This is a genomic window from Daejeonella sp. (assembly GCF_036405355.1).
Classification (GTDB): domain Bacteria; phylum Bacteroidota; class Bacteroidia; order Sphingobacteriales; family Sphingobacteriaceae; genus Daejeonella.
Window position 1 is genome coordinate 23,378 of sequence record NZ_DASWXT010000071.1, and the last position, 9,119, is coordinate 32,496.

Below are 9,119 nucleotides of genomic sequence, written 5' to 3' on the forward strand. Positions count from 1 at the left end.
ATGTGGGTGTAAAAATACTGTTCTATTTACTCCCCAACCATAGAATTGCATTTGTAATCATTTTATTCTGCAATACATTATCGAAAGTAAATGAAAGTGTACGGTTAGTCCGGTCAATTTTATGCTCATAATCAATATCATTATGCCCCATATTAACATATAACATTCTGTATCTGGTATTGGTCCATACGACAGGATAATAACCCTCATGCCAGATTTCATGAGGTTTAGGGCCGGTACCCAGCGGAAAACTCTTCGGGTCTATGGACAACAGGATTTTTATATTGGGATTCGCCTTCAGATCATTTTTCCATCTGTACCATTCATTTGGAGCAGAAAGGAATTTTCCGGGTATTTTTTTTGCTATTGGGTGTTTTGTATCCTCGAAGCGTAGTGTGGCGGATGTGGGTCTCCAGGTATTACTGCTGTACTGGCCCGATCCTAAAAAATCTTCATGATACCAATCCCAGTTTTGAGGATATGTCGAAGGACTTAGAGCAAATGCTGAAAAATGAAATCCCATCCAGGCACCACCAGCCTCCATGTATTTTTGAAAAGCTTCCCTTTGTTCCGGTTTCTCAGGCCTGGTATCAAGGAAAAGCACGACCTGATACCCTGAAAGAAATTCAGTATTCAAGTTATTCCAGTCATTAGTCGCAGTAAACCCAAAATTATGCTCTTTAGCTATTTTAGGGAACCACTTCAGAGCTTCCGACACATAGCTGATATGAGCCTGATCATTTTTCCCTGTATAAAATGCAATTACCTGAAATTCAGGTCCGATAAACGTTGAAAAGCATTCAGCGGAATACAACAAACCCAAAAACAGGGCATACAATAATTTATATCTGAAGAAAACTGAAAGCATCTTATCCTTTTACAATGTAAGGATAAGGTAGAAAAAAAATAGAAATATTTAAGATTGAGATTCTACTAACGTGGATCTATCTGGTAAACTATAACAGGAACACTTCTGCTGGGACGCTGACTAAGATTTGCCATTTGCATATTAGTCCCTGAACCAGCAAAAATCGGTGTAGGAATTTCCATCTGGCTACCTTTATTGTTCTCTTGGGATTCCTGCTCAGGATTTTCAGATTGGGATTCAAATTTGCGAATCTGTGAGGCTGAAGGATTTAGTATTAATACATTCCCTTTACCTGATTTTTTTTCAGAGAATGTTGCTTTCGAATTTGCAGGAAGTTCAATAATCTTTATGGATTGTATATCTGAAAGCGTAATATATAAGGAGGAACTGGCCACCTGAGCTTTGATTTCAGCGGCAACAAAAAAGAAAAGAATAAAGCTTAATAAGACTTTCATATATTTTCTTACGATAAATATATGAAAAGGTTACAATTACCAAAGAAATATTTTTACCTGTTAGGCAATTTATTTGGCGAGACAAATTTCTTAGTCTCAATCTTTCGTGGTTTAATAATCAATTTAATAGTAAGATTCGCAGGATTTTCAGAATCTAGCACCACCTGAGGAATATTCTTTTCAACCTCTACTTCCGGAGGCAAATTTGTACTATCTACAGAGAAAGTATATTTCCCTATAGGTAGATAAAAGAGAATCTGACCTTCCAGATTTGTCCGCGTCACGTACCGTACATTATTTTCATCTGTTGCAACAACTGTTATGCCCTGCAAATTTCTATTGATCTCATAGCTAAACTGATCAAAGCTGTAAACTAAATTTCCTTTGATAGTTCCTGTTCTTTTAAGCGGAATTTCAAGCCTGTACTTCTTTTTATCGAGTTTAATATACTGATCCGGGGCATACCAGCCTTTGGTATTTGACAAACTGATCCGATAACTTTCGTAAGGCAATTTCTTATAAACCACTGATCCAGAAGCATCGGTAATAAAAGCGACATCATTAACATAAAGCAAATGACCATCTGCCTTTATATCGCCCTGATCAAAAATATCATTATGGTTCATATCTTTATAAACGATTATTGTAAGATCACTGTTGACGGCACCAACTTTAGGTAATGATAGTTTTTGAGTGATGCCTACTTCAAGAAGACTGAACTGATAATTACTAAATCGATTATGGTTAATTGAAGTAAAAACACTTGATTTTGGTAGAAAATCGTACTCTACCCGTCCGGTAAGGAAACTGCTGCTGCCATAAGACGAATTGTTCATTATTGCCATTCCCGCTTCAGTTCTTAGCTTATCCCGGTAAAAATTCTTACGGATGGTAGGAATAATGCTGAGAATATAAGGCGATTCCTGACTCCTCAGAAAATTGTTTACTGCCTCACCTATATAGAATGTACCAAATTGCAATGTCGAACTCAAATTAAACATTCCTCTCTTATAATTTAGATTCGAACGAAAATGAAAACGTAGTTGTTCATTAAATGAAGTATTGAAATAGCCGCTTTCAGTATTTAACGCTAAGTACTGATTATTTGATATTGGGTAGTTAAATGAGGAGTTAATATTCCAGTAATTCAATGTATGAATCTCTTTAGTAGAACCTGGTAAACGGAAAGCATTGTTTGATTCCTGAAAATACAGTGGTGAAACTGAGGCAATCATCTTTTTAAAAATCGTTCCCGACATCCCAATTTCAGCCCTCATAGTACTATATTTCGGCATAAATAAAGTGAAAGTTGAAAAGGTTTTGGGTGAATAAAAACTATAGTCAAAACCTGCCCATATATTTGATCTTTCTCTCATATAGGTAATCCTTTCATTAAAAGATACCGCGCCTCTTCTCATTCCAGGATAATATCCTGAACTAAAATAATTTGAGCTGTTAATGACAATTTTTTTTATTGTACCGCTGATATTAAGCCCTGAAGCAAAACTCGGCTTAACCAAACTAATACTGTCACGGTGCTGGGTGTGACCTGCACTCAGATTAGCTACAATTCTCAATCCTTTAAACTTCGAAAGGGTATAACTATTTCCAAATATAGCACTATTGGAATTTTGAAGTGGATTTACTTCATAAATCATAGTTGTCGAAAATTCGGAGTCTTCCTTCCTGTGAGTATACCCAACCCAGCCAGCACTACCCGAAGGCAAGAAATTATATGAATCGTTTCCAATCAAATTGGAATTTCCATTTAAAAACCCTACATCATAAGAATCATTATTCGTGGTATCATTCAGAAATAGATTGGCCCCTCTTCCACTGAGGTTAATATCCATATTTTTATTAATATTTCCGGCGGTTATCCCCATATTACCCGTTTCATAACTTAACCAGGTATTTCTCATCATCGACTGCGAATAGGAGTTTTTCCACTGGGTATAATCAACACTATAACCCAGGTTGCCCGATTTAAGTTCAAGGTTACCTTGTCCGTTCAGGAGGTATGATTCATTGCTCGAAAACATTCCCTGTGAACTAAGTGAAATGCTATTGGCATTGTAAGAATCACTTAATGTTGGATCATGATAAGCCCGGTCACTCCGCCCGCTCTGTACTCTGACATAAGCCATCCCAAATACGTCACCGTTGGAATAAAGCCCGGTGAAGGTCACATCAAAGCCTTCAGACTGAAACATTTTTCTTGTAACCGGCTTTGAGATGGTCAGGAGTGTATCTGAAGATGGCTGAATGGAAAACTCCTGAGTCGAATGGAATGCCTGATTCTGAAATACAGAAGGAAACCTGTTGATTATTGTTACCCATTGTACAGTATTTCCGGGATTAGAAATTCTGACAGGTATCCTGATGGAGTCGGTAGAAGCATCTATCAGAATACTTGAAACCAGTGAAACCATATTCACGTTTCTCTTGACAGAAACCTGAACTATTGTTTCAGTAGCCATAATCAAATTATTACTTTGATCAGAAAGTACAAACCTGATTGCATGTCTTTGACCAGAGACAGTCTTTTTGGTGATAAATACTTTAACGGGGATAAACAAACTATCTCCCGGTTTTATTGAAACTGTTGTCTTATTCTTACTGATCATGTTGATACTCTTTTCCGGATTGATACTAACTATACCCAAAAGTGGCACAGATCTTTTATTTACCAGTTTCAGGGTAAGATCGACAAGTTCTTCATTAGAAGCATTTACCAGCGTTTTAGAAGGCGTCAAAACAATTAATGTATCATTAGTTTGGGCCTGTAACTGGATCGAATTAAGTATAGAAAACAAGAAAAGCAGACAAAAAGCATTCGTCTTTGACCGGATCAATCTACTCAGGCAAAGTGAATTGTATAAAAAATATGATTTTACCTTTTCCAATTAAAGACTCTGATAAACCTATACGTTTTGTAAATAAAGGGGGTTACTGGGGAATAATAACAAATAAAACTGTTGTATTAAAGATGCCTGTTTTGCCTGACAGCCTGCTGTCATTCGGAGCCGTATAATACCTTAAATTATATTCAATCACCTGTTGTGTATTATCAACCATCGGATTTGTGACTATGATTTGATCGACGGTTGAGAGTGCTCTCGTAAAAGTAGATATACCTCCTGAACTGGATGTATACTTTGTAGTCTGTACATTTACCGCCGCCACAGGAATAGTACTGTTATCCGTACCAATCAGATTTAATCCGCTGGTTTTAATCATTACCTGATAAGGTTGATAACCAACTACACGCATCCCTCTGGCTTTTGTTACTGATACACCGTTAGCATAACTCTCTAATGTGTTAAATACAAGATCAATCTCATTTGCAGAGTTCTGAAGCTCAAGTGTCAAACTGCTGTTGACAGTGTTTACCAAAAATGAAACAGAAACTGTAGTGGTTGAAATCAATACATTATTCGAATTATATAATGAAAAGATGAGGGTGCCTGTATAGGTACCATTAGGCACCAGCAGGTGGTTTCCCCCCTGAATTATCATATCGAACTTATGTTCAGTAAAAACATTGGCACCAAAAGGCGCATTTGAACCGTTTATAAGAATAACATCTGTATTGTTTAAAACAACAGGTGTATTATCTACTCCGATCTGACTGGCAGTAGGAGTACCTGTACTCACTCTGTTAAATCGTAATGAAAAGTATTGGGGAGCAACTGACTGGGCTCCATTTGTGAAATTACCGGAAGCCCTTACATCTAATCTCCATCCGTCACAAGTAGCCCCATTGGGTGCATATTGCACACTAAGAGCATCAGTTACCGTTGCTCCTGCCATTTGCTCAGCGTAAGTGGTAAAGCTATTCTGATTACTCGAATAAGAATTTAAGGTTACCCCCTGACATGAATTAGTAAAGTTAACAACAAAAGAGGCCTGAACATTGCTGTTTGTAGCTATTACATTTCCCTGTTTTGAACGCAGTATTACTGTAAGAGTAGTGCTGTATGTTCCAGTTTCAACCTTCAGGTGATTACCTCCCTGAACTTTCATATTTAGCTTATGCTCGAAATAATATGTTGGAGGCGTTTTTAATTGTTCTGAAGTATTGATTAATGAAACCGACTGGGCAGTATTTAATACCTGATAACCAGTACCCGTGACACCACCAGGCCCTCCGTTAGCTGTATTAAAAGCCAATGAAACATACTGGGCAGGAATAGTTGTACTTCCATTACTAAAATCACCATTCGCTTTAACCTCTAAAGTCCAGCCTGCGGGATAAGTTCCACTTGCCATATTATATTGAATCGTAAAGTAGTTCGGGCTGGTACATCCATTAGCAATCTCGGTCAATGTATTGAAAGTACATGCCGCCCCTGTATAATATCCAATAGACTGGGTATACCCTGAATTAATGAACAGAAACATAAAAATACTCAATGCTCCCGCTAGTTTCAGGAATTCTGGCTTGAAATGCTGCCTGTATAGTTCTCGTATTATCATTTGATTATCTCTGAAATTCTAATTCTACAAGTTTCAATTCGTCTTTATCCCCGTAATTGATAATTGCAGTTGCGATGTACTTACCTTTCTCAAGATTTAATGGCAAGGCTTGTCTTACCAGCCGGTGATCATCAGGCAGAGAAAATATCTCCTGATCATCCAGTTTCTTCTTTTCTCCGGTCTGAGTATTCAATATCTCCCATTTCACTTTACCCTCCAGCCATTGCTTACCGGTGTTATGCAGTTTTAATTCAAGGTAACCGCTCGAAGTTTTATCCTCTTTGGGAGGGAGTACATCAGTGAAATCCAAAACCTCAATATCTCTTACATCAGATTGAGAAAACGAATGATAGATCTTTACCCCCATTCTGACGCTTACTTTAATCGAAGTTCCGTCAGCTGCCCTTCCATCACCAGGATTAAGCTGGGTTAAAAACATCATTGCTGTATGTACCGGGATTTCTGTATTTGCATCTGCCGGGACATTAAACACAACGTCGAGTTCACGTTTTTCACCTGGTCTGAGAGTAAAATATGATCCTGGCATAACCCTTATCCATTCAGCAGCTGACGTTTTAAGAGTACCCGCATCATAGGTCTGGTTATTACCCAGAGAATCATAATCCCAGTCATTCAAAGAAACGCCGATCTCAAGATCCTTGTTGTTTGGATTACTTACTACTATTTTTTGTGTTCCGGCTCCACCCGGTGCAAGTTTGTAATACAATTTACCCGGACTGACTGTCATACCAGCCTGTGCCAGAAGATTCTGACTAAAAGCAAGCATTGAAACACAAAGCATATAGAATATATTTCTTTTCATAACTAGTATATAAAAAAGGCCTTAAAAAGGCCTCAATATAACGATAAAACTGCTGTTATATCTTACGGCTGTGTTACTGTATAAGTTACAGGAATCACATTTAAGCCTGTTGCTTTACCTGCATATGCTCCACCAGCACCAATCAGGTAGGAAATATTGAATTTGTTGGTTGGGTTTGACCCGCTCCAGGAGCTGTTAGTTGCAGTAATTACTGTTGCCGGACTTGCACCAGAAGCTGGAAGTGTTACTGAAGAACCGTAGGTGATACCGGTAGTGTTACCATTGTTTGTAGCACCAATTGAAGAAGTGATCTTTACTGATCCCGGTGCTAAATCCGCTGAGCCCGTTACTGTACCTGCAATCGCTTTAACCACATATCCCTTTGAACTTGTCACACTCACATGATCGGTGGCTAAGGCAGTGATACCGTTGGTATATTTTTCTTCAGTGTCGAAATTTACATCCAATGATGCCGGTTGGGTTACGCTGAAAGATAATACATCAGATAAGGTGATGTTAAGGTTTGCAGTCTGTGCAAATGATTTTGTGCTTAATATTGATACTGCTAAAATTGCGAAGCTTATAATTACTTTGTTCATGATTTTTTATATTTCTATTTTTTTAATTTGTCGATGTTGTTAGTATATAGACAAATTATAGACCAATGCGCCAAATAGTACAAAAACAGCTTTTTTAAGATATTTCGCTTATTTTTCATGGGATATTTTTTCCCAAATGGGGAATTGGATACTCAAGGGAGTATTGAGTACAGAGCATTTAGACCCGATAGCTATCGGGTTGAGATTAAAGTCTATCTCAATTGATATTTAAGGTAAAGGGAAGATTTGATTATTATAATTGAAAGGAACTGGAACCAGTATTAACCTCAATCATTCTTCCCGACAATTTCCCATAATCAGGGAGCCAAAAAATTGATCGAATAAAAATGAGGTAGTGTCTGATCCCGAAAATGCGGCTTTCTATTTCAGGATAACAGTATAAATAACAGGAATGACACTTGTGCCTGGTATTCCGCCTGTAAAAGCACCATGTGCGCCAATTATGTATGACACATTAAAGGTATTTGCTGAATCTTTACCGTTCCATGAAGCTTGATCTGCTTCTATAATGGTTATTTGATTATTAATCCGGAAATTTGGTGGTTGTGCCGAAGTAATAATGAGTCCATCCAGATTACCTCTGTTCCCGGAACCCAGCTGAGGAGTAATTTTTATTGAATTTCTATCCAATTTCGAATCACCAGTTATGTCTCCGATAGCAACTTTTACAATATAGGCTCCCGAACTTACAATATTAATGTGATCCTTAACTATCGCATTGATCCCTTCATCATACCTTGCATACCCTCTGCTGCTTACCTCTATTCCAGGAGGATCGCCTATTCTGACAGATATAATTGTCGGAGATAAGGTAGTTTTAATGCTGGAAACCTAAGAATAAGCTGTTTTGCTATACTGGTTAAAGAATTAAAACACTGTAATAATTAATATTTTCTTCATATTAAGGCAATCCAGGCAAGCTCAGATTCAATAAATAATGCCAATACTACCCTTAATTTTCATAAACATTAATATAAATCCTGATTTATATTAATGTTTGTTATGATAATCCCACATAATTTTCCAACAATCCTCAGGGCTGAAGAACCGTAAAAATCACAGGGATTGTGGGTGGATTCTCCCCTTTTCCCGAAGTTTTTGGTGCCTCTAAAGAATAATCTATGTCAAATTTATTCTCAGGATTGATTCCATTCCAGGAAGTATTCGAAGCAGAAATAACTGTTGTAGCACTCCCACTAGCTGATTGCAATTGAACACTTCTTCCAAACACAAGTCCTGAGGTATTTCCTTTATTTGTTTTACTGATATGGGATGTAAGACTTACTTTGGATTCTTTACCATTAGAATCACCTGAAACAGCCTTTACCACATAACCTCTTGAACTAATCACTGTAATATGATCAGGAATTTTCGCAACAAGCCAGTTTTTCGTTCTTCCTGTATTTATGTATTCCAAATCAAAACCTTCTGGCTGACTTATAGTAAAGGATAATGCATCTAATAATTTAATGCTTAAACCCGGAGTCTGTGCATACACCACAGAATGAGCCATCGCTATGAAAAGGAATACAAAAAAAACTAATGCCTTTTTCATCTTGAAATTAATGTCATGTATTAAAATGAGCATTAAATGAGTGATAATATATCACCCATTCAATTCGCTAGATTATTGTTGTGTTACTGTATAAACTACCGGTACCACATTTAAACCTGTTGCTTTTCCTGCGTATGCACCGCCTGCACCAATCAGGTAAGAAATATTGAATTTGTTAGTAGAGTTTGAACCACTCCATGAAGTGTTTGCTGCTGTAATAACTGTTGCTGCTGTTCCACCTGATACCGGCAAAGTTACTGCTGAACCGTAAGTAATACCTGCTGTATTACCACTGTTTGTTGCTCCTACTGCTGAAGTG

9 protein-coding genes are annotated in these 9,119 nt (G+C 37.5%); all 9 read right to left on the reverse strand.

Annotation, left to right across the window (positions count from 1 at the left end):
- Positions 1-22 precede the first annotated feature (22 nt).
- Entirely contained in the window at positions 23-868 is an 846-nt protein-coding gene (locus VGE44_RS09220) for a ThuA domain-containing protein (RefSeq protein ID WP_331078236.1), read from the reverse strand.
- Positions 869-933: 65 nt separating this feature from the next.
- Positions 934-1,323 (reverse strand): hypothetical protein, encoded by a 390-nt coding sequence (locus VGE44_RS09225; protein ID WP_331078238.1) that lies wholly within the window; start codon positions 1,321-1,323, stop codon positions 934-936.
- Between the two features lie 53 nt (positions 1,324-1,376).
- Positions 1,377-4,079: a hypothetical protein gene (locus VGE44_RS09230; RefSeq protein ID WP_331078240.1), complete on the reverse strand. Its 2,703-nt coding sequence runs from the start codon at positions 4,077-4,079 to the stop codon at positions 1,377-1,379.
- Positions 4,080-4,272: 193 nt separating this feature from the next.
- Complete coding sequence (locus VGE44_RS09235; protein ID WP_331078242.1) at positions 4,273-5,802, reverse strand: hypothetical protein; 1,530 nt, start codon at positions 5,800-5,802, stop codon at positions 4,273-4,275.
- Positions 5,803-5,806: 4 nt separating this feature from the next.
- Positions 5,807-6,625, reverse strand: coding sequence for a hypothetical protein (locus VGE44_RS09240; RefSeq protein ID WP_331078244.1), 819 nt, complete (start codon positions 6,623-6,625; stop codon positions 5,807-5,809).
- A 62-nt stretch (positions 6,626-6,687) separates the two neighbouring features.
- A complete protein-coding gene (locus tag VGE44_RS09245; RefSeq protein WP_331078247.1) occupies positions 6,688-7,224 on the reverse strand; it encodes a hypothetical protein in 537 nt (178 codons plus the stop codon).
- 381 nt (positions 7,225-7,605) lie between these two features.
- Positions 7,606-7,875: a hypothetical protein gene (locus VGE44_RS09250; RefSeq protein WP_331078249.1), complete on the reverse strand. Its 270-nt coding sequence runs from the start codon at positions 7,873-7,875 to the stop codon at positions 7,606-7,608.
- A gap of 403 nt (positions 7,876-8,278) precedes the next feature.
- On the reverse strand, positions 8,279-8,800 hold the full coding sequence (locus VGE44_RS09255; protein ID WP_331078251.1) for a hypothetical protein: 522 nt from the start codon (positions 8,798-8,800) through the stop codon (positions 8,279-8,281).
- A 72-nt stretch (positions 8,801-8,872) separates the two neighbouring features.
- Positions 8,873-9,119 (reverse strand): hypothetical protein (locus VGE44_RS09260; RefSeq protein ID WP_331078252.1); only part of this gene is annotated, 247 nt, incomplete at its 5' end.

What these genes read in the sequence shown, in the direction of transcription:
- VGE44_RS09220 (WP_331078236.1), bottom strand. Translation starts at nt 868, where the DNA reads ATGCTTTCAGTTTTCTTCAGATATAAATTATTGTATGCCCTGTTTTTG.
- VGE44_RS09225 (WP_331078238.1), bottom strand. Translation starts at nt 1,323, where the DNA reads ATGAAAGTCTTATTAAGCTTTATTCTTTTCTTTTTTGTTGCCGCTGAA.
- VGE44_RS09235 (WP_331078242.1), bottom strand. Translation starts at nt 5,802, where the DNA reads ATGATAATACGAGAACTATACAGGCAGCATTTCAAGCCAGAATTCCTG.
- VGE44_RS09240 (WP_331078244.1), bottom strand. Translation starts at nt 6,625, where the DNA reads ATGAAAAGAAATATATTCTATATGCTTTGTGTTTCAATGCTTGCTTTT.
- VGE44_RS09245 (WP_331078247.1), bottom strand. Translation starts at nt 7,224, where the DNA reads ATGAACAAAGTAATTATAAGCTTCGCAATTTTAGCAGTATCAATATTA.
- VGE44_RS09255 (WP_331078251.1), bottom strand. Translation starts at nt 8,800, where the DNA reads ATGAAAAAGGCATTAGTTTTTTTTGTATTCCTTTTCATAGCGATGGCT.